Annotated in this window: 16 protein-coding genes; 10 read left to right on the top strand and 6 right to left on the bottom strand. The window is 45.1% G+C overall.

The annotated features are described in order from the left end of the window. Window positions 1–180 precede the first annotated feature (180 nt). Window positions 181–1,149: a Gfo/Idh/MocA family protein gene (locus tag RHEIN_RS15195; protein WP_008899860.1), complete on the top strand. Its 969-nt coding sequence runs from the start codon at window positions 181–183 to the stop codon at window positions 1,147–1,149. Between the two features lie 62 nt (window positions 1,150–1,211). On the opposite strand, the gene RHEIN_RS15190 is transcribed toward RHEIN_RS15195, so the two are convergent. Beyond that, window positions 1,212–3,779, bottom strand: coding sequence for a family 20 glycosylhydrolase (locus tag RHEIN_RS15190; RefSeq protein ID WP_008899859.1), 2,568 nt, complete (start codon window positions 3,777–3,779; stop codon window positions 1,212–1,214). Between the two features lie 360 nt (window positions 3,780–4,139). On the opposite strand from RHEIN_RS15190, the gene nagK reads away from it, so the two are divergent. The 5 genes from nagK (at window position 4,140) to RHEIN_RS15165 (ending at window position 9,869) form a co-directional block, all read left to right on the top strand. Beyond that, window positions 4,140–5,048, top strand: coding sequence for an N-acetylglucosamine kinase (nagK, locus tag RHEIN_RS15185; protein ID WP_008899858.1), 909 nt, complete (start codon window positions 4,140–4,142; stop codon window positions 5,046–5,048). A 31-nt stretch (window positions 5,049–5,079) separates the two neighbouring features. Next, window positions 5,080–6,081: a glucosamine-6-phosphate deaminase NagB-II gene (gene nagB-II, locus RHEIN_RS15180; RefSeq protein WP_008899857.1), complete on the top strand. Its 1,002-nt coding sequence runs from the start codon at window positions 5,080–5,082 to the stop codon at window positions 6,079–6,081. A 10-nt stretch (window positions 6,082–6,091) separates the two neighbouring features. Continuing rightward, window positions 6,092–7,213 carry an N-acetylglucosamine-6-phosphate deacetylase gene (gene nagA / locus RHEIN_RS15175; protein ID WP_008899856.1) on the top strand — a complete coding sequence of 374 codons (1,122 nt, stop codon included), beginning with the start codon at window positions 6,092–6,094 and terminating at the stop codon, window positions 7,211–7,213. A gap of 58 nt (window positions 7,214–7,271) precedes the next feature. Continuing rightward, entirely contained in the window at window positions 7,272–8,570 is a 1,299-nt protein-coding gene (nagP, locus tag RHEIN_RS15170) for an N-acetylglucosamine MFS transporter NagP (RefSeq protein ID WP_008899855.1), read from the top strand. A gap of 207 nt (window positions 8,571–8,777) precedes the next feature. Further along, entirely contained in the window at window positions 8,778–9,869 is a 1,092-nt protein-coding gene (locus RHEIN_RS15165) for an acyltransferase family protein (protein WP_008899854.1), read from the top strand. Window positions 9,870–9,902: 33 nt separating this feature from the next. Here RHEIN_RS15165 and RHEIN_RS15160 read toward each other — a convergent pair whose 3' ends face one another. Both RHEIN_RS15160 and coaD read right to left on the bottom strand, forming a co-directional pair. Beyond that, window positions 9,903–11,318: a capsule assembly Wzi family protein gene (locus RHEIN_RS15160; RefSeq protein WP_008899853.1), complete on the bottom strand. Its 1,416-nt coding sequence runs from the start codon at window positions 11,316–11,318 to the stop codon at window positions 9,903–9,905. A gap of 24 nt (window positions 11,319–11,342) precedes the next feature. Next, window positions 11,343–11,828, bottom strand: a complete 486-nt coding sequence (gene coaD / locus RHEIN_RS15155) for a pantetheine-phosphate adenylyltransferase (RefSeq protein ID WP_008899852.1) — start codon at window positions 11,826–11,828, stop codon at window positions 11,343–11,345. A gap of 106 nt (window positions 11,829–11,934) precedes the next feature. On the opposite strand from coaD, the gene RHEIN_RS15150 reads away from it, so the two are divergent. The 4 genes from RHEIN_RS15150 (at window position 11,935) to RHEIN_RS15135 (ending at window position 16,190) form a co-directional block, all read left to right on the top strand. After that, on the top strand, window positions 11,935–12,594 hold the full coding sequence (locus RHEIN_RS15150) for a TetR/AcrR family transcriptional regulator (RefSeq protein WP_008899851.1): 660 nt from the start codon (window positions 11,935–11,937) through the stop codon (window positions 12,592–12,594). Between the two features lie 136 nt (window positions 12,595–12,730). Beyond that, complete coding sequence (locus RHEIN_RS15145; RefSeq protein ID WP_008899850.1) at window positions 12,731–13,927, top strand: glycine C-acetyltransferase; 1,197 nt, start codon at window positions 12,731–12,733, stop codon at window positions 13,925–13,927. Window positions 13,928–13,934: 7 nt separating this feature from the next. Next, window positions 13,935–14,960 (top strand): L-threonine 3-dehydrogenase, encoded by a 1,026-nt coding sequence (gene tdh / locus RHEIN_RS15140; RefSeq protein WP_008899849.1) that lies wholly within the window; start codon window positions 13,935–13,937, stop codon window positions 14,958–14,960. A 129-nt stretch (window positions 14,961–15,089) separates the two neighbouring features. Further along, a complete protein-coding gene (locus tag RHEIN_RS15135; protein WP_008899848.1) occupies window positions 15,090–16,190 on the top strand; it encodes a 2Fe-2S iron-sulfur cluster-binding protein in 1,101 nt (366 codons plus the stop codon). Window positions 16,191–16,583: 393 nt separating this feature from the next. Here the strand turns inward: RHEIN_RS15135 and RHEIN_RS15130 are convergent, their stop codons facing one another. The 3 genes from RHEIN_RS15130 to RHEIN_RS15120 form a co-directional block, all read right to left on the bottom strand. Beyond that, window positions 16,584–19,034, bottom strand: a complete 2,451-nt coding sequence (locus tag RHEIN_RS15130; RefSeq protein ID WP_008899847.1) for a hypothetical protein — start codon at window positions 19,032–19,034, stop codon at window positions 16,584–16,586. Between the two features lie 88 nt (window positions 19,035–19,122). Continuing rightward, window positions 19,123–19,338: a hypothetical protein gene (locus tag RHEIN_RS15125; RefSeq protein ID WP_008899846.1), complete on the bottom strand. Its 216-nt coding sequence runs from the start codon at window positions 19,336–19,338 to the stop codon at window positions 19,123–19,125. Window positions 19,339–19,909: 571 nt separating this feature from the next. Further along, window positions 19,910–20,884: a tRNA-dihydrouridine synthase gene (locus RHEIN_RS15120; protein WP_008899845.1), complete on the bottom strand. Its 975-nt coding sequence runs from the start codon at window positions 20,882–20,884 to the stop codon at window positions 19,910–19,912. Window positions 20,885–20,901: the final 17 nt, after the last annotated feature.

The following is a 20,901-nucleotide window of genomic DNA, read 5'->3' as shown; positions in this document are numbered from 1 at the left end:
ATCCAAGGGATCTTTGAGGATACTGCCTGCAGTATCCTCTTTTTTTTGTATGCAGTCTGTGCAGATCACCATCTGGGTTGTGACCTGGTGTTTTTTAGCTTTGTGCCGGAGCATGTAGCACTGGAAACAGGTCGATGGCTTCTTTAAAGTGCGTTAAATGCAGTGGAAGGACAAGTAAAGATGAAACAAATCCGTTGGGGAATTATTGGTTGTGGCAATGTCACTGAATTAAAAAGTGGTCCGGCTTTTAATAAAGCAGGGCACTCCAGTCTGGTCGCTGTGATGCGTCGTGACGCGGCCAAGGCGGAAGACTATGCCAAACGTCATCAGGTGCCACACTGGTATGATGATGCGCTAAAGCTCATCAACGACCCTGAAGTGAATGCTGTGTATATTGCCACTCCACCTGATAGTCACAAAGACTATGCTTTGCTGGTGGCTGAGGCCGGGAAAATCTGTTGTGTTGAAAAACCTATGGCTTTAAATACTGCAGAATGTATTGAAATGACTCAGGTTTTTGAACAAAAACAATTGCCTTTGTATGTGGCTTATTACCGTCGTTCTTTACCTCGTTTTCTAAAGATCAAAGAATGGCTGGAGCATGGCCTGATTGGCACACCCCGTCAGGTGCAATGGAGCTTCAGCCGCACTCCTAATACAGCAGATTTAGCAGGGCAGTACAATTGGCGTACCGATCCGGCAAAAGCTGGTGGTGGTTATTTTATTGATTTGGCCAGTCATGGCCTGGATTTATTGCTGTATCTGCTGGGTGATGTGTCGGATGTGCGAGGTATCAGCACCAATCAGCAAAAGCTTTATGCTGCAGAAGATGCTGTATCTGCCATTTGGCAATTTCAGTCGGGTTGTTTAGGCACAGGCTTTTGGAACTTTGCCGCCTCTGAGCGCAACGATAAAGTTGTTATTTATGGCAGCAAAGGCCGGATTGAGTTTTCGGTGTTTGAACATGAGCCAGTACAGTTATTTAGCACAGAGCAGCAGTTAAGTCTGGATATACCGCATCCGGAAAACATTCAGTTTTACCACATTCAGGCTATGGTGCAGGACATGCTGCATGGCACTGGTCATCCTTCCACTGGAAAAACGGCGCTAAAAACCAGCTGGATGATGGAGCAGGTGTTAAAAAACTAAAACTGGGGTCAGTTCACATTGTTAACAGTTAACAATGTGAACTGACCTTTTTTTTCAGGTAGTTAATCCAGTTTCGTTACTCTGCTGGTGGCACCATTTTTCGCTTTAGTCCGCAACAGTAAGTCGCTGCTCACCTTCACAGCTTCAGTGTAAGGCAACCAGCTTTGGCCCTGATCTTCGCTGTATTCAATAACTAAACCAGGCCAGGCGCTGTTGGCCAGCAATAAGCCATCCTGCAGCACTGCACCTGGTGGTGGCAGATACAAAGCCACGCCAGCTTCTGCTAAACGGGGTAATTCTTTCTGGGTTAAGGTCCAGCCGAAACGTTGCCAGTCTTGTTGTCTGGCTTTTGTGTCAGGCTTTTGGGCTTCCCACTTTGCTTTGTGCCAGGCCCGTTCAGCCAATGCCAATAAGCGTGGGTACAACATTTGTTCTAATTGTTCTGCTGTCCTGATCGTTTCAGTCCAGATCTGGCCCTGAATACCAAGAATATTTTCTGGTTTTTCTAAGGCTGGCAGTTCCTGACCTAACAAAACTTCCAAATTTTCAATGACCTGACCTTCACGGGTTTTATCAGCATTGGCGTATAAGTGATCTGGCATATAACCAAAGACCTTGGCCACATCAGTAAAGCGGGAGGCCCAATAGTAACCGCGCTCTTCCGGATGCGCTTCATAAGGGTGGTCAAAATACAAATGGGTACCGTGTGACAATACCACCTGGTAACCGGCATTGGCTAAACGGTGGGCACGATCACCTACACCCCATTCCCAGATATTATCCCAAACATTGGCATACACATTTTCGTTGGCAAATTGCTGACGGTTAAAGGGGTTTTTAGCGTCATACATTAAACCATCTTCCCAGCCACCTAAGGTTAGCTGTCTGTTGGCTGCCAGCTGCGCTACCTTAGCCACAAAATAAGGTTTTAAATCGGCAACACCGGCTACTCCATTCTCTGGTGTTGCTATCAGCTGGGCACAGGCAGGAGAAGCAGTCCATGAACCTGCACCAGTTTCATCTCCACCCATATGAAAGGTGCTGAGTTTTAAACCGGCCTGACGGTACATTTGCTGCAATTCATAAATGACTTTATCTACAAAAGCGTAAGTGGAAGGCAGGCAGACATTGATAGAGTTGTCGTTGTAGTACTGCACCGTCATGTATTTCGACTGGTCCAGCGGATCGGACAACAAATACTGGGTCGCTTCAGCTTCTTTACCTTGCTCTTTCAGTGTCAGATAACGAGCCTGCATGGCTTTTACCGCAGCTCTGGCATGGCCTGGCATATCAATTTCCGGGATGATTTCGATATGGCGCTCTGCTGCGTATTTTAAGATCTCAATAAAGTCTGCTGTGCTGTAATAGCCATTGCCGTTGCCTGATGTAAAAGGACCTGTGCCCAACTGAGTCAGCAGGCAGTTGCGCTCGGACAAATCAAAACAGCGATTTGCACCTATCTGAGTCAGTTCAGGCAAACCCGGGATCTCGATGCGCCAGCCTTCATCTTCAGTTAAATGCAGGTGCAGCTTATTCAGCTTATAACGCGCCAGCTGATCGATCATGCGTAATGTCACTTCTTTACCATGGAAATTACGCGCCATATCGTAATGCAAACCACGCCAGCCAAAACGTGGCCAGTCAGTGATAGTCAGATTTGGTAAAACAGCTCGTTCACCCTCTACCGGCAGCAATGCCAGCAAACTTTGCACTGCATAAAAAGCTCCGGCATTGTCATTGCCACTTAAGCTAATTTGTTTATCGTCGATCACCAACTGATAACCTTCAGCTTTGTCTTTCACCGCCTGAACGGTCAAGGCAATATGAGGCTGATTTTTGGCTGGCGCTTGAGTGGTCAAGGTTAGCGACAAACCAGAGACTTGCTTTAACTGTTGCTGTAAATAAGTCGCTTCAGAAGTTAAACGGCCACTGTGATAAATCACCCAGTCAGCACTAAGTTTTGTTTGGCCGCGCTGATAGCTGATTTGTTGTGGGCTGGGCACTATGGATAATTGTTCTGGTTTTCTAAAAGCCGACAGTTGCTGTTGATTCAACACAAAACGGCTTTGGCTGGTGGCTACAGGGTATAAATCCGGCGACGGGTTATTAAAACGCTGCAACTGCTCAGGTCTGGTATAAGGTTCAACAAAACGGCTGAAATCTTCGGTATCTGTATTGGCAAAGATTTCTGGTTTTAAGCCTTTAGCGGTAATAAAAGCCCGTGGCATCCAGTCGCTGTAACTGACCATAAAAGAAGATGGATAAAAAGTAAGGCGTAACTGTTCGCCCGGTTTTAAACCTTTAAAGTTTTTACCTGGGCTCAGGCTATGTAAGTCGCCTTGTACATGCTGCAGTATCAAACCATGTTGTTCTACACCTTCCTGTTTTCGGATCGCATGAAAATACAAAGTCCAATTGCCAGCTCCTGCACTCAAAGTCTGGGATGACTTGTTAGCCAGAATCAGTTCGACCTGACTTTTTTGCTCAGTAGCTGACGTAAAATTGCTTTTGACAGCAAACTTTAATTCGGTGTTTTTGGCAAATTCTGCCAGTTCAACCTGAGTAAAAGCCTGAACTTGTCCGCTAAAAAAGTAACCAATACAAAGCCATAGTAGTAAAAAATACTTCATCGCACGCTCCCCTAAACAGCGGTACACTATCACCGCGGGCTATTCCCTGATGGATTTTATGTAAATGACTCTGGCATCTGCTGTCTTTCCGACGCGCAAAGTGACAGAACAATGACAAGATGGACCTCTTCTAATTGATTGATTTTAAATGTAAATATATTTCTATTTTTGCTTATTTCGAAAAATTAAGCTCGATTTTTAAACAAGGGTCTTGTTATTTGTCAAAATTATTATATGCTGAATTGAAAAAATGACAACGCTGTCAATTCGGTTTTTGATGAAATAATGGACAGCAACAGGTGAAAGCTTAATCGGATCGGATTAAAGCTGACCAGCGGACAATGCAACGAGGTTGGTAGGATGACTACAGCAGTAGGCTATGATGGCCCGTTTTATTTAGGTGTAGATGGTGGAGGCAGCAAATGCCGGGTCATCATAGTCACAGAAGACAATCAGGTAATAGGCGAGGGCTTATCCGGCCCGGCCAATCCGTTACGTGGCATGAAAGTCGCAACCGACTCTATTTTAGCCGCTACCCAACAAGCTTTGACTTGTGCCGGTATGGCTTTTAAAGATATGTCCAAACTTATTGTTGGTGCCGGTCTGGCTGGCGTCAATATGCCTGAATATTATCGTATTTTCTCAGAATGGCAGCATCCTTTTGCACAATTGCATTTAACCAGCGATTTGCATGTGGCCTGTATTGGCGCTCATCAGGGCGGTGATGGTGCTGTGATTATTGCAGGCACAGGCTCTTGTGGTCTGGCTGATGTCAAAGGCCAGCTGATTGAAGTGGGCGGCCATGGTTTTCCTTATGGTGACAATGGCAGTGGTGCCTGGATAGGTTTGCAAATGGTACATCATGTGCTGTTAGCCAAAGACTTATTAGGCCCACAAACGTTGCTGACTGATTTGTTATGCAGTGAATTAAAACTCAGTCAGACCCTGGCTCTGGTCGATTTCTTTATGCATGCCACTCCAACTACTTATGCCAAATATGCCCCTCTGGTATTTAGTGCCGCTGATCAGGGTGATGTTTTGGCGCAGCAGATAGTGCAGCAGGCAGCGGCTCATATCAGCGCTATAGCCCAACGTTTATTGGGTATCAATCCACCCCGTTTATCCTTAATTGGTGGTTTGGCGCATAAGTTACAACCTTATCTGGCGACAGAAGTGCAGCAAAAAGTGACACCAGCTTTGGCTACGCCAGAATTTGGTGCCGTCTGGTTTGCTAAGCAGCGCCAGCAAAAAGCTCAACGTATTTCTTAATAAATCTTAACTTTAAGCAGTGAGTAACCCAATGATGACCCGAACTATTATGGCGCAGGAAGCTGCGGAAGCACCAAGCCGGATCCGTGAACAATTAGCTGCCAATGCCAGTCGTATTGCCGACATAGTCAGGTTGATCAAACAAAAGCAGCCACGTTATGTCTATATGGTTGGCCGTGGTTCATCTGATCATGCCGGTGTCTTTGCCAAGTATCTGATTGAAATTGAAATAGGTTTACCTGTTGCAGCAGCGGCCCCTTCTATTGCCAGCGTATACAACAAACAGCTGGATTTAACAGGTGCTCTGGTACTGGTGATTTCACAATCAGGCCGCAGCCCGGATATTCTGGCTCAGGTGGCTATGGCCAAAGCTGCTGGCGCTTTAGTCATTGCATTGGTGAATGATGAAAGCTCCCCTTTAGCTGAGCAAGCCGATCAGGTGATTCCTCTGAATGTGGGTGCTGAAAAAGCGGTTGCAGCGACAAAAAGTTATTTAGCCACTTTAAGTGCTTTATTACAGCTGGTTGCCGCCTGGTCTGGCAATAACCAGTTGCAGGATGCAGTGATGAGCTTGCCTGAATTACTGGAGCGCGCTATCGAATTACCTGCTCAGTTAACTGCAGAGTCTCTGGACGGAGTGAAACATCTGGTGGTGTTAGGCCGTGGCCCTGGTTATGCCATCAGCCGCGAGATTGCGCTGAAACTCAAAGAAGTCTGTGGCATTCATGCTGAAGCCTTTTCCAGCGCTGAGTTCCTGCATGGTCCTGTGACTTTAGTCAAAGATCAGTTTGCTATCGTTGATGTCAGCATAGCAGATGAAGCCAATGCAGCTCATCAGGCTCAAATTGCCGAAGTGCGTAGCCGTGGCGCCCGTATTGTGCATTTGCACCATGCCGACTTAGTGTCCAATCCACGGGTACTACCGCTGGCCTTGTTACAGCGTTTTTATCTGGATGTTGAAGCTGTGGCTCGCAGCCGTGGTGTCAATCCGGATGCACCTCCTGGCCTGAACAAAGTCACTAAAACGGTCTGATGAGGTGTTCATGCAGCAGATTTCAGTAGCCCGGCTGTTTGACGGTCAGAACTGGCAACAAAATGTCACTTTAACTATCGAAGCTGGCCGTATTCATTCGATTCAGCCAGCTGATGGTGCCGTACTGCAGGGGACTCTGGTGCCGGGTTTTATCGATGTGCAGGTCAATGGCGGCGGTGGTGCTTTATTTAATACGGATACCAGCATCAATGCGCTGCGCATTATGGTTAAAGCCCATGCTCAGTTTGGCAGCACAACACTATTGCCTACAGTGATCACAGATTCAGTGGCCGTGATGCAACAAGCTGCTGATGTGATAGCTCTGGCTATCGCCACTAAAGAGCCTGGTGTTTTAGGTGTGCATTTTGAGGGCCCGCATTTATCTGTGCCTAAAAAGGGAGTACACCCAGAACCTCATATCCGGCCTTTATCAGCAGCTGAGCTGGCAATTTACCGCCGCACTGACCTGGGTATTAAGCTGGTGACTGTGGCACCTGAGAACATCAGTCCTGAACAAATTAAAGAGTTAGTGAAAGCTGATGTCATTGTTTGTTTAGGTCACAGCAACGCAGATGCAGCCACGGTGCAAGCCGCTCTTGCGGCCGGAGCTACGGGTTTTACTCATTTATACAATGCAATGTCGCCTTTAACCTCGCGTGAACCTGGTGTAGTAGGGGCGGCTCTTGCCGATCCACACAGCTGGTGTGGTGTTATTTTAGATGGCTTTCATGTGCATCCGCTGGCAGTAAAAGTGGCCTTAGCGGCTAAGCCTAAAGGCAAACTACTGATAGTGACAGACGCGATGTCGCCTGTGGGCACCAGTCAAACCGAATTTGATTTTTTTGACGGCAAAGTTATACGTGACGGCAATAAATTAACCAATTTAAACGGCAATTTAGCAGGTTCAGTGCTGGATATGGCCAGTGCTGTGTCTTATGCAGTCAAGGAACTTGGCCTGGAACAAGGTGAAGCTGTGCGTATGGCGTCTTTATACCCAGCCGAGTTTTTAGGCATCAGCCTCGAGCGTGGACAAATCAAAGCAGGGGCCTTAGCTGATCTGGTTCTGCTGAGTGATGAAGGTCAGGTACAGCAATGCTGGCTTGAAGGCCAGGCTTTTATCGAAACCAGGTAACTAATAAATTTATCCAATAAATTCAACATAATAACTATTAAAGCAACAGGAAGGAATTATGGAAATGACAGTTGATACCCCCAAGGCGCGTAGTGGCGTTTTGCCTATGGTCATAGTGGCCATGCTGTTTTTTGTGCTGGGTTTTGCCACCTGGCTGAATGGCTCTTTGATGCCCTATTTAAAACAAATGCTGCAACTAACCCCATTGCAGGCATCCCTGGTGCTGTTTTCCTTTTATATTGCCGTTACTTTTACCGCTTTGCCATCAGCCTGGCTGATCCGCAAAGTAGGTTATAAAAACGGTATGGCATTGGGTATGGCTGTCATGATGCTGGCAGGCCTTTTGTATATTCCAGCCGCACAAACTCAAACTTTTGCTTTGTTTTTGCTGGCTCAGTTGGTGATAGGTGCAGGTCAAACCTTATTACAAACCGCAGTGAATCCCTACGTTGTCAAAATTGGTCCTGAAGAAACTGCAGCTGTGCGTATCAGTATTATGGGTATTCTGAACAAAACTGCTGGTGTGGCAGCTCCTTTGGTGTTTACGGCTTTGATTGTCAGCGGCTTTACCGCTCCTGTAGATACAGCTTTGACCCCGGAGCAAATTGACGCTATGGCCGCCAGCCTGGTGTTTCCTTATTTAGGATTGGCTGCCTTTTTAGGCTTATTGGGTTTAGCTGTAAAATATTCGCCTTTGCCTGAACTTGAAAAAGAGTCAGGCACAGGTACTGGTGTTGAGCAGTTAAAAGCTGTTTTGGCTAAACCTGCCTTAGTGCTGGGTGTATTGTCGTTATTTGTTTATGTGGCCGTTGAAGTGATAGCGGGCGACACCATAGGTTTGTTTGCCTTGTCGCTTGGTGTTGAACGCTACACTGTGATGACCTCTTATACTATGGCTTGTATGGTAGTGGGTTACATCCTGGGTATTCTTCTTATTCCCCGGGTGTTATCCCAGCAAAAAGCTTTGGCAGTTTCCGCCGTCTTAGGTTTAGTTTTAACTCTGGCTATAGTCTTCGGCGATACCAACTCTTACCTTATTGCGAATGCGCTGCTGGTGCCTTTTGGCGGCACAGCCTTGCCAGACGCCTTGTTATTTATCGCCATTCTGGGCTTAGCCAATGCCATTGTCTGGCCTGCGGTCTGGCCTCTGGCTTTGTCAGGTCTTGGCACTTTAACCAGTATTGGTTCGGCTTTACTGATTATGGGTATTGCTGGCGGCGCTTTTGGCCCATTGTTTTGGGGTCTTGCCAGCGGCACAGCTTTAGGGCAGCAGGGCGCTTATCTGGTGATGTTGCCTTGTTATGCCTTTATCCTGTTTTATGCGTTGAAAGGCCATAAGTTAACCAGCTGGAAATAGCCTTCCTACTTGAAGCTGCAGCGTTGTTGTCTGCGTGTTCTCGCCCCAGTAGTTTGTTGTACATGATTGTTGGACTGACCGGCGAGTTCTCGCTTCAATCCAACTGCACATAGGACAACTATGCTCCTGGGGTCTCGCTCACTTGTCGCCTAGCTGCAACATCAATTACTTTGGCTATTTGATATATATTTTATTAAAGGCGCCTTTATGTCTTCACCACGTTTTTATGCGCTGGATGCGTTAAGAGGTTTAGCCATTGCCCTGATGATCCTGGTCAATACTCCGGGATCCTGGCAGCATGTCTATACGCCGCTTTTGCATGCTCCCTGGGATGGTTTTACCTTTGCCGATATCGTCTTCCCCACCTTTTTATTTGTGGTGGGGGCTGCCATGTTTTATTCGCTGAAAACTGCAGTCTTATCCAGACAAAGCCTGTGGCGGGTCAGCAGCAGGGCCTTAAAGTTAATTGGTATTGGCGTGTTGCTAAACTACGTACCTTTTACTGTGGATCTGGCCGAATTACGTTTGCCCGGTGTATTGCAGCGCATAGGTTTAGCCTACTGGCTGGCTGCCCTGTTGATACTGACGGTAAAACGCAGTTACTTACCTTTTGTGGCTGTGGCTTTGGTGTTGTTGTATTGGTTAGCGCTGGTGCTGGGTGGTGGTGAATTGCCTTATAGCCTGGAGCACAATCTGGTGCGGCAATGGGATTTAGCCATTTTTGGCGCTGCTCATTTGTATCAGGGTTTTGGTGTGGCTTTTGATCCTGAAGGCTTCTTAAGCACTCTGCCTTGTGTGGTGGCCGTCTTGATTGGTTTTGGTTCAGCCTCGTTTTTACAGGGCAAACAGCAGCACCAAGCTTTGCGTCTGTTATTGCTGTCCGGTCTGGTTCTGGTGGTTCTGGCTTTGCTTTGGCATTTGCTTTGGCCCATCAATAAAGCCTTATGGTCCGGCAGTTATCTGGCGCTGAGCAATGGTTTAATTTTGTTGCTGTTAGCGGCTTTGGTCTGGTGTATTGATATCAAAGGCTGGGCTCGCATGGCTGAACCTTTAAAAGTCTACGGCACTAATCCACTCTTTATTTATATTTTGTCCTGGCTCTGGGCAGTATTGATAGGGCAGCTGATTTTTATTCCTACGGAGGCTGGTTCAGTCTCTTTGTATCAGTGGGGTTTTGAGCAATTAGCTTTAGTGCTCCCAGCCAGGCTGGCTTCTTTTGTATTTGCGCTGCTGCATGTGATTGGCTTCTGGTATCTGTCACTGCTGCTGTATAAACGCAACATAATCATTAAGTTGTAATAATAAAATGGGGTCATACGACCCCATTTTTAGTTAGAACCTGTATTCCCAGGTGGTGGCTGCTGCTACTTCGTCAGCAGCTTCCGGTAATAATGGCGATTGATCCAGATACCGTAACTGCAGACTCAGTAAACCATTAAAAAATGGCCGTCTGTGTTCAGCTTTGGCTTGCCAGCTTTGTTCGCTGTTGCCCGCATCGTCATAATAATTGGCCAGATACAGATGGCCTGACCAACTGATTCCATCATAAGTCTGGTAATGATAACCAGCACTTAATACGCGAGCGTCTTTGCCATAACCACTGCCAATCACACGGCCGTATCTGGTGTAACCCTGAGGGTACAACTCGCCCTGATAAGCACAATTCCCTTTCACTACTGTATCCGGACAATCAATATAAGTATCTGAATACTCCATATTTACCGTATGAATGCCTGAGCTATTGCCCCAGTAACTGCGAATACCAGCCAGCAGCAAAGGGTTATCCGGTAAACCTTCTGCGTTATCATCATCGGCCAGTTCAATATAAGCCGTCAGCGGCTGATTCAGCAGATTAAAGTGGTAACTTAAATCTATGGCTGCTCTTTGATCGGAATTTGGGGTCTCTTCATCTTTATTGATAAGCATATCCCACCAATCACCAACGCCATTATTTTTACCCCGGCCACCCCATTGACTGACGCGGGATATTCCCAACTCCACAGTAGCTGTAGGCCTGAAGTTAAAGCGACCGCCCCAGTAACGGGTTTGGCTAACTGGGCTTTGGTGTTCACCCAAGCCGATAAAAGTAGTGAAACTCCAGGGGCCCAACCAGTTCAGCACTGGCAAATCTATTTCATCCCACCCATGGCGACTTAAACGCACTGAAGGTAATGGCCTGGCGTTATTGCTTTGCAACAAGGCGCTTTGTTGGCCTGGTCCCCACCAGGTACTGACCTGATCGACCGACAATACCCAGTTGCCCAGTAAGGCCGCCAAATAACTATTGTCGTAGGTTAAATCCTGTTCGGTGCTGCCATCATGGCGCTTGCGGTAATGCACTTCTGAGCGGCCGGCAAACAGATCATTCTGAAACTCGCTGAACACTGTGATGCTAGCTTGATCCTGATAAGTTTCACCAAAACTCTGAATACCCATTTGCTCTGAATTGGCTTTAAGTTTAATACCGGCTGTTTTGTCACTTTCGTTGACATTCAAAGCTTTACGCACATGAGCAAGTGCAAAAGTTACTTCTTCGCTGTAGCGGCGGTTCGGAGCTTGTGCCAAATCTTTGGCAATATTCTTCCACATCAAAGGATAAGTATTGACAGGGCCACTGATTAAACCTGCATGAGACAAGGTTTGCAGTGACTGGCGCAGGTAGTTGTCCTGCGTATCCATCCAGGGAGTGGCTTGTGCTGACAAAGCCAAAAAAGCCAGAGTAAAAGTGCTGAACTTAAGTTTTTTCATTACGACCAGAATCCGTGTATCAAATTAAACCGCTGTAAACTTTTGCTTTAATGCCTGTTCAACATGAGAGGCGACAAAACGGCTGACATCGCCACCATGGCGGGCTACTTCTTTCACTAAAGTGGAAGAGATAAAAGTGTTTTTCTCTGAAGGTGTCATAAATAAACTGTCTAAATCCGGGTTGAGCTGACGGTTCATGCTGGCCAGCTGAAACTCATATTCAAAGTCGGCCACAGCGCGAACACCACGCAATAGCACCTGAGCCTGATTCTGTTTAGCAAAATCGGCCAGCAAACCTGAGAAACCGACCACTGCTACATTCGGCAGATCGGCAAAACATTGTTGTGCCAGTTGAACCCGTTCTGCGAGCGTAAACAGCGGTTGCTTGCTGGGGTTAGAAGCGACAGCCACTATCACCTGATCAAACAAAAGTGCAGCCCTTTGTACTAAGTCACTGTGGCCATTAGTTAAAGGGTCAAAAGTGCCGGGATAAATCGCTTTGGTTTTCATTGTTTTATGGTCATCCCTGTGCTGCTTAAATACACGACTAGAGTTTTTAATCGAATTGGCGTTACTATAGCAAATTAATAAAAAATAAATAAAAAGAAATACGCGGATGGATAAGAAGCTAAGAACCAAAGACAAGATACTGCAGGCAAGCATCGAGTTATTTAATCAGCAGGGTGAACGTTGCATCACCACCAATCATATAGCGGCGCATTTGGGTATCAGCCCTGGCAATCTGTATTACCACTTTCGTAATAAAGAAGACATAGTGCGGAATATTTTCCGTGAATACGCCAAGTTACTGGATAACAGGTTGCAACCTCCAACTCAAGCCTCAGAAGCTTTAGATTATCTGGCTCAGTATCTGGATGTGGTGTTTGAACTGATGTGGCGTTTTCACTTTTTTTACGCCAACCTGCCGGATATTCTGTCACGCGATCAGGCCTTGCAGCAGGATTATTTAACAGTGCAAAAAGGCGTTCTGGCCAAAGTAGTGTCGATCCTCAGCTCATTAAAAAAAGCTGACGTAATCGCCATAGATGATGCTGATATCGCCAATTTCGCTCATACCATCAAACTGGTAGTGACCTTCTGGATCAGTTACTTAAAAACCCAGGAGCCGCAGACTGTGATGAGTAAAGAGCAGGCTTATCTTGGGGTATTAAAAGTGCTGCTGTTATTTAAGCCTTATGCCACAGCTCAGGCTTTGCCTCGTATCGAAAAACTGCAGCAGCATTATCAGGCTTTGTCTGGTGATCAGACGATTTAACGGTCCGCTGGCAACTATTTGCTACGCAACTAATCCGATCTGCAGCCTTTTCTGACAGAAAAGCGCTGCATCCCTTTCGCTTAGTGATTACAATACGGCGGATTTTACCAAGCCCTCAGCCTTTCTGGAGAAAGTTATGCGAACGACTCCTTTTCTTGCACACTTACAACAACAAATAGAAGACGTAAAAGTGCAAGGCCTGTACAAAGCCGAACGAGTGATCAGCTCGCAGCAACAAGCCGCCGTGACCGTTGGTCATGAACAAGTGCTAAATTTCTGTGCCAACAACTACTTAGGTTTAGCCAACAATACTGATTTGATTAAAGCCGCGCAGCAAGGTCTGGACTCCCATGGTTTTGGTGTGGCCTCTGTGCGTTTTATCTGTGGTACTCAGGATATTCACAAAGAACTGGAACAAAAAATCAGCGGCTTTTTAGGCACTGAAGACACTATTTTGTATTCCTCTTGTTTTGATGCCAACGGTGGTTTGTTTGAAACCATTTTAGGTGCTGAAGATGCTGTCATTTCAGATTCGTTAAACCATGCCTCTATTATCGATGGCGTACGTTTATGTAAAGCCAAACGTTACCGCTACGCCAATAACGATATGGCGGAATTAGAAGCTCAGTTGAAACAAGCTGACGCCGATGGTGCCCGTTTTAAACTCATTGCCACTGACGGCGTGTTCTCAATGGATGGCGTCATTGCCGACTTAAAATCCATTTGTGATTTAGCCGATAAATACAATGCGCTGGTAATGGTGGACGATAGCCACGCTGTAGGTTTTGTTGGTAAAAATGGCCGTGGTACTCACGAATACTGCGACGTGCTGGAGCGTGTTGATATTATTACCGGCACTTTAGGCAAAGCTTTAGGTGGCGCTTCTGGTGGTTACACTTCAGGCAAAAAAGAAGTGATTGAATGGTTACGCCAGCGTTCACGCCCTTATTTATTCTCTAACTCTTTAGCGCCTTCTATTGTCACAGCGTCCATCAAAGTCTTGGAGTTACTGACCAGCGGTGATGCGCTGCGCGCTAAATTGTGGGACAACGTCAGTTATTTCCGCGAAAAAATGGCGGCCGCTGGTTTTACACTGGCAGGTAAAGATCACGCTATTATTCCTGTGATGTTAGGTGATGCCAAAGTAGCTGCCGAAATGGCGCGCCGTATGCTCGCTGAAGGTATTTATGTAGTGGGTTTCTCCTTCCCTGTAGTACCCAAAGATCAGGCGCGTATTCGCACTCAGATCTCTGCTGCACATAACAAAGAACATCTGGATAAAGCCATCAGTGCCTTTATTCGTATTGGTAAAGAAATGGGCGTAATTGCCTGAGGACGCCATGATGAAAGCATTAGCAAAATTAAAAGCAGAACCGGGCATTTGGCAAACTGAAGTGGACATGCCAAAAGTAGGCCCAAATGATGTTCTGATCAAAATCAAAAAAACCGCTATTTGTGGCACAGACGTGCATATCTACAAATGGGATGAATGGGCACAAAACACTATTCCTCATGGCATGGTGGTTGGTCACGAATATGTCGGCGAAGTGGTGGATATGGGCTCTGAAGTGCGTGGTTTTGCCAAAGGCGACCGTGTATCAGGGGAAGGCCATTTAGTTTGTGGTTTCTGCCGTAACTGCCGCGCCGGTCGGGTGCATTTATGCCGTAATACCATAGGTGTGGGCGTAAACCGTGAAGGCTCTTTTGCCGAATACCTGTCTATTCCGGCTTTTAACGTCTTTAAAATTCCGGACAATATTCCGGATAATATAGCCGCTATCTTCGACCCATTTGGTAATGCCGTGCACACTGCTTTGTCTTTTGACTTAGTGGGCGAAGACGTATTAATCACTGGTGCTGGTCCTATCGGCATTATGGCAGTGGCCGTCGCCCGTCATGTCGGTGCCCGTCATGTGGTGATCACTGATGTGAACCCATACCGCCTGGAGCTGGCGCGTAAAATGGGCGCTACCCGTGCTGTAGATGTCAGCAAAGAAGATTTAAAAGACGTGATGAAAGAGCTTGGCATGACCGAAGGTTTTGACGTAGGTCTGGAAATGTCCGGTGTGCCTTCAGCCTTTCGTAGCATGTTAGACACCATCAACCACGGTGGCAAAATTGCTATGTTGGGTATTCCACCTTCAGATATGGCGGTGGACTGGAACAAAGTGATTTTTAAAGGCCTGGTGATCAAGGGCATTTATGGCCGCGAAATGTTTGAAACCTGGTACAAAATGGCCAGCTTAATTCAATCCGGTCTGGATTTAAGCCCAATAGTCACCCACGAAATGCCAATGGAAAACTACAAGGAAGGTTTTGAGATTATGTGCTCAGGCCAGTCCGGTAAAGTGATCCTCAACTGGTAATTTTACAGGGTCAGAGCTTTGCTCTGACCCTTCCTCTAATTTTTTTCCGCTATTAATTCCCGCTTGGCAGTGTAAATGCGATCTGTTATCATTTGATAATCATTCTTATCTGGGTTCGCTATTGCGCCAATGATTGCCCTGACTTTTGCTCTGCTGTTTTTGACATTATTCCTGTTTGGCCGTGGTTATTGGCAGCATATTGCTTTGCCAAAATTGCAAAACCAGCGTTTGCAACTACAACTGGTGCGGGTAAAACGTCAGGGCCAGTATCTGAAGTTATGGCTACAGCATCCGGACGGCTTGTTATTACCCAAAGCCAAAGCCGGTCAGCATATCTTGCTGTATGGCAAAGATTTACAGGGCAAACCAGTCAGTCGGGCTTATTCATTGGCGCAGGATTGCAGTCAGCAGCGTTACTACCAACTGGTAATTAAAGCTGAAACCGATGGCCGCTTGAGCCAGGCATTGTTTCAGCATTTAAAAGTGGGGGATCTGGTTGAAAGCTCTTACCCACGTGGCCACTTTTTATTAAACCGCTCACGCCAGCCATTGGTTCTGGTGGCCGGTGGCGTAGGTATTACCCCTATGCTGGCGATGGCGTATGCCGCTATCCGGCAAAAACGTCAGGTGTTTCTGGTGTATCAGGCGCGTCGGCTGGAAGATATAGTGTTTTACCCTTTGCTACGGCGTTTACCCCGTTTACAACTTCGTATAGCTTTAACTCAACCACCAGCCGATTGGCAAGGCTTTAAAGGCCGGATTGATGCAGGTTATTTATATAAACTGGCAGGCCCACAGGCGCAGTATTATTTTTGTGCCAGCGCCAAAATGACAGAGCAGCTGATTTATGATTTAGGCATTTTAGGCGCTTTGTATTGTTATGCTGAGTTGTTTAGTGCTTCAGCAAGCGAGCAAAGTTTCCCTATTGAAATCAATGGTGTATTTGCTGACAGTCAGGGCCATAAATCAGTGTTGGATGCTATTCTTGCCGCCCGAGTGCCGCTGAATTACGACTGTAAAGGCGGTTCTTGTGGCCTTTGTAAAGTGCGGGTGGTTAAAGGGGAATACCAGCAGGTGCTGGAACCCAGCATGAGTTGTGGCGGGGATGAAGTACTGGCTTGTTGTATTCAGCCGACTTCGGCTTTGGTGTTGAGTGCAGAGATTCAATCTGAAGAGTTGTCACCAGAGCAGTCGGCAGGATTAATAGCCGTCACTACTATTCATTCCTGAAGAGTTTATTTTCCTTGCCCGAAGTAATATTTGTTATGTATATGCTCTGAATTTGAGTTTGTACCCTCCGGGTGGGGTTACTTTCTTTTGCGCCGCCAAAAGAAAGTAACCAAAGAAAAGGCGGCCCCAGGTCGCAGCGAAAGCCCGGCCCAAAATCGTGCGTCCAAGGCGGCTGGGTAACTCGCTCGTCGCTAACGACTCCTCACTCAAACAGTCCCAGCCTTAAAACCTTGGCCACCCAATTTTGTCCGGCTCGCGCCCCAATGGGGGGTTGGTGCCAGTAGTTGGTATGTGTTTTTCTGATTGGCAGCTAAGAGCGAATTGGATACATTAACACGGCACTTTGCGGTTACTTTATATCGAAGTGGAAAAATAATTCGCAACAGTATATTGTTAGGCACATGTGATTTCATCATTTCCAAATAGGTGCATAGCAGCTGATGCACTTGGGCTTAGATAGCAATCGTTTACAATCAAGTTTGCATTATGAACAGCCTGAGATATATTCAAACCTGAATTCATTGATTTCAAAAATTCTTTCGTCCAAACACCCGGTATCGATACATTTAGACTCCAGCTTGGTGATATTACAGCTTCATATCCATTTCTGAGCAATTTCTTCACTAAAGTATGCGTACTGTTTGAATAAACATTTTCAACTATACTACCGGCATGACATACAAACAATATTGCAACTTTACCAATCCCAAAAACTTTATCAGTATCATATGCCTTTCCACTTGTTGGATAAAGGCCTCTAAATCCAGAGCTGCCGTTACGCCCACCGTGTGAAATGAATATATTTATGTCTTGACTAGGATTAGGTATTAATCCTTCATCGTAAACTATATTTGTAGCAACCATTTCCTCTTTCAGCTTAGAAAATGCAATCGAAATCGCCATATCTCCTTCAGAAATAGGAGCCCAAGCATAAACACTCTTTGAGTTGAACTTTGATTTTTTATATGAAAGGTAATTGTCAAAAGATAATGGTGAAGAAATGCCTCGTTCCAAAGTCATGATTTTACCATGGGATTTAATCATATTATGCGGAAACGAGGAGAATTGGACATCAGAAAAAAGTACAACCTCTTTTGAAGAAAGTGGTATATCGATGCAAGGCAAAGATTCGATAATAGAATTACTCTCTTCTAGCCAAAAATCTTCTCTGGTAATGAAATAACTCCCTGTATTAGGAGTATCCTCGAAAGCTAAAGTTGAAAGGCGACTTTTAAGCCAATGAGATATTTCATTTTTACTAGTAGACTCAATATATCCACAATGAACAAAATCGCCACCCTCCAGAATAACGCAATACAGCTTTTCATGATTAAAACCGATCCATAGAAACTGCTTTGAGCTTGCATCAAATAGCGAGTTTTTAACATATCTAATGTAATTATCAAATCGTGCAGAATTCTGACTATCCAAATTAAATATTTGCTGAATAACCCCATTATCCGGAACCATTAATGATTCTTTAAGATAGACACTTCCATCTGACTTCAATTGATGTCCTAGAAGTACACCTTCAATATCTGAACTTTCAATTGATGATTCAATTACTCTGCTTGCTGTTACCACTAGCTGGTTTACTTCATGAATTAAGTCAGCTCTATTTCTGGTCCTAGATAGATTTTTAAGTCCAAAAATTAGTGAGTCTTTACCACCTAACTGACCTCTTAGTATTTTATCCTTAATAGATTTAACTTCAACGGCAGGAAGTTGCTGAATAATTTCATGTTCAAATTCATTTATGATCTCCGAACCAATTGATGAATCATGGAAAACCTCTTTAACATTGCAAATAAATGCGAACCACGGTAATAGAGAAGACTTTCCGAATTTAATTATATTTTCTTTGTTTATCCTTATGTATCTTTCAGCACCAGCTACGACCGTTTCATCATTTTCCATTAAACGGAGATAAAGCATAGCAAGATCACACTTTTGTAATTCATACTCTTGCAGCTTGATATTTACTATGTAATTTTTATAGACATCTTTTGCATATTCGAAAAAGTTGAACGTTCGTAACGCTAGAAATATCTCAACATAAAGCTTATTCATTAATTCATCGCAGACACGTTCCTCTTCACACAATGCGGTAAGCAAGAGGCAACAATTCAACAGCGAGTCAATTACATTCATTTGACTTGTGTAAAGAGAAAACTTTACATAATGACCATAATACAACTCTTGATATTCGTAAGAGCAGATAACTGCCTCTTCTGCCCAATCTCTCGCTTCTTGATAGAGACCATCCCGATTCATGCGAGCTAAAATAGAACTAAATTGAATGTAGAACTCATGCTGGCAATTAAATTTATGAGATAAAACTTTAGACACACCTAAGCAGATTGCTCTCGGAGGGAGGTCAGCTTTTAACTCATTGGTATTGATTGGTTCGCTAATGAATTTATCAAGCAGTGACCTTGTACTACAATAAATGCTTATTTCGTCAATTTCATAATTAGAAGGAAGATTGAATGTTAATATGCGAATTCCTGTTTCACTACAAGATTCAAAACACTGCTTAAAGAAATCCATGAACAGATCTTCATCGAAGTTAGAATCTGGGCTATTTCGCTTTAATCTCGGCTTGAAACTCACCGCCTCAAGTTTATTAAATAAGAGCAGAATGAAATAAGGGACGCTTGCCACGCCAAGCTCATGTAGCTCATAAGACAATTTTGCTGACTTTTGCCGAAGAATATTAATATCAGAACGATTAAACAAATACAGTAACGCATCGATGTTGCTAAGAATTTCATCGTTTACGTTGTGCCCCAACGAAATGCTTTGCAAAAAGAGATTTTTTAAATCGTTAATCTTGTCATCCATTCATCTATTTTCCCTGCTTAGTCTCGCCTAGCGCCCAATTTTAATGCCCATGTGTTTGTGTCCCTGCGAACACAGTGAGTGCAAACAGTTATTTTGGCAAACCTGGGCCACCTAATTTAAGTTTTTTTCGAATACACAGGCTAAAATCGGTTTTATTTTTCTTGTTTCTACACCCATTGATCGCAGACTTAATACTTGCTATTGATTTACCACTTGCTTCAGCAAGCTGATTAATTAAACTTTGCTCTTCAATAGAACCTTGAATCGTTGCAAATAAAAGTTCAATAATTTGATACACGTTCATGTAAATACCAGATCCTTTTTAAACACATGACATTTATATATTGTGCTGGCACGCTTTATCAGGTTTTACCAGATGACAAACCAGCATTAACTTACTGATAAAAAGTTTGTCATTACAATCAACTACTTCTAGCTGTGACCCAAAGCGTGCTAGCAGATTATTACTTTTCTCTAGCCTGTTATTTTTAGGTTGGTCCAAGCTAAGCGTCTAAATTAGCTTGATTTTCCTTCTTCAGCAACAAATAAATATACCTGTTGATTTGCTCAAAGCGTGCCTGTTTTATGATGAAAGCAAATAGCACTATGTATTCGTCCGCATGCACAAATAATGTCCGCTTCTGGCACAAAGTGAATATACAAAGGGAGTCGGGAAACGGCCGGACAACTTCGTTAGCAGACCCTGCCCAGTTGGGTGAAGTCGGGGTTTCAGCAAGTCAGTCATCTGACTTGCTGCCGACTGAAAGGGTTTTGCTCTGCAAAACCCCGGATAGCCTAAGAGGAGCCTACATGGATGTATTTACGGCGTGTCTGCGTTGTAGTTGACCGCGCTGTTTGAGTCGAATCTCTGCAGGTCAATGTTCGGAGATATCTGAAATCTGATGTAAAGCCCCACGCAAAGTCGCCACTAAATCCGGTGCTTTTTGCTGTAAACGTAGTTGCTGGAATAAGACTTCAGCTTCAACGTACTGTAGTTTCAGGTAACTAAACCATTGTTTAATACGGTTGGAATAATACAGTCCTTTGTCGCCTGCTATTTCATAGTCTGAGTACTGCAGCAGCAGCTCCAGCACTTGGGACCATGGCATTTTTTGATAAACGCCACTGGCAAAATGCTGCTTGATATCACGGGCTAAACCAGGGCTGGCTAAAGCGCCACGACCTAACATTAAATCCGCGCTGCCGGATTGTTCTAAGCATAAAGCAGCATCTTCTGGTGTCCAGATTTCGCCGTTGGCCACCACGTTAAGAGGAATAGTCTGGCGGATTTGTTTGATCCATGGCCAGTAAGCTGGCGGTCTGTAACCATCACTTTTGGTGCGGGCATGTACAGTCAGCTCGCTTGCGCCTGCTTCATAAATAGCGCGGGCGTTGTCCAGAGTTAAACTGGTATCGTCAAAACCTAAGCGTATTTTTGCTGTGACCGGAAACTGGGATGGCACAGCGTCACGTACTGCTTTAATAATTTGGTACAGGGTTTCGGTTTCTTTTAAAAGTACAGCACCACCACGGCTTTTATTGACCGCTTTAGCCGGACAACCAAAGTTTAAATCCACGCCAGGCGAGCCCAATTGCACTGCACGCACTGCGTTTTCGGCAAGCCAATGCGGTTCCTGGCCTAATAGCTGCACCCGAACCGGCACACCGGCAGGAGTAACCCCACCTTGTTTTAACTCAGGACAAATACGGGTAAAAACCCGGCTTGGCAACAGTTGGTCCACCACCCGGACAAATTCAGTGATGCATAAATCAAAACCACCAATACGGGTTAACATATCCCGCATTAAATGATCCACCACGCCCTCCATTGGGGCTAATACAATACGCATCTTGAATATAACTCTGG

The sequence above is a fragment of the Rheinheimera sp. A13L genome (assembly GCF_000217935.1).
In the GTDB taxonomy this organism is placed as follows: domain Bacteria; phylum Pseudomonadota; class Gammaproteobacteria; order Enterobacterales; family Alteromonadaceae; genus Pararheinheimera.
Note: the sequence above shows the minus strand (reverse complement) of the source record. Positions and strands in the feature narration are given on the sequence as shown.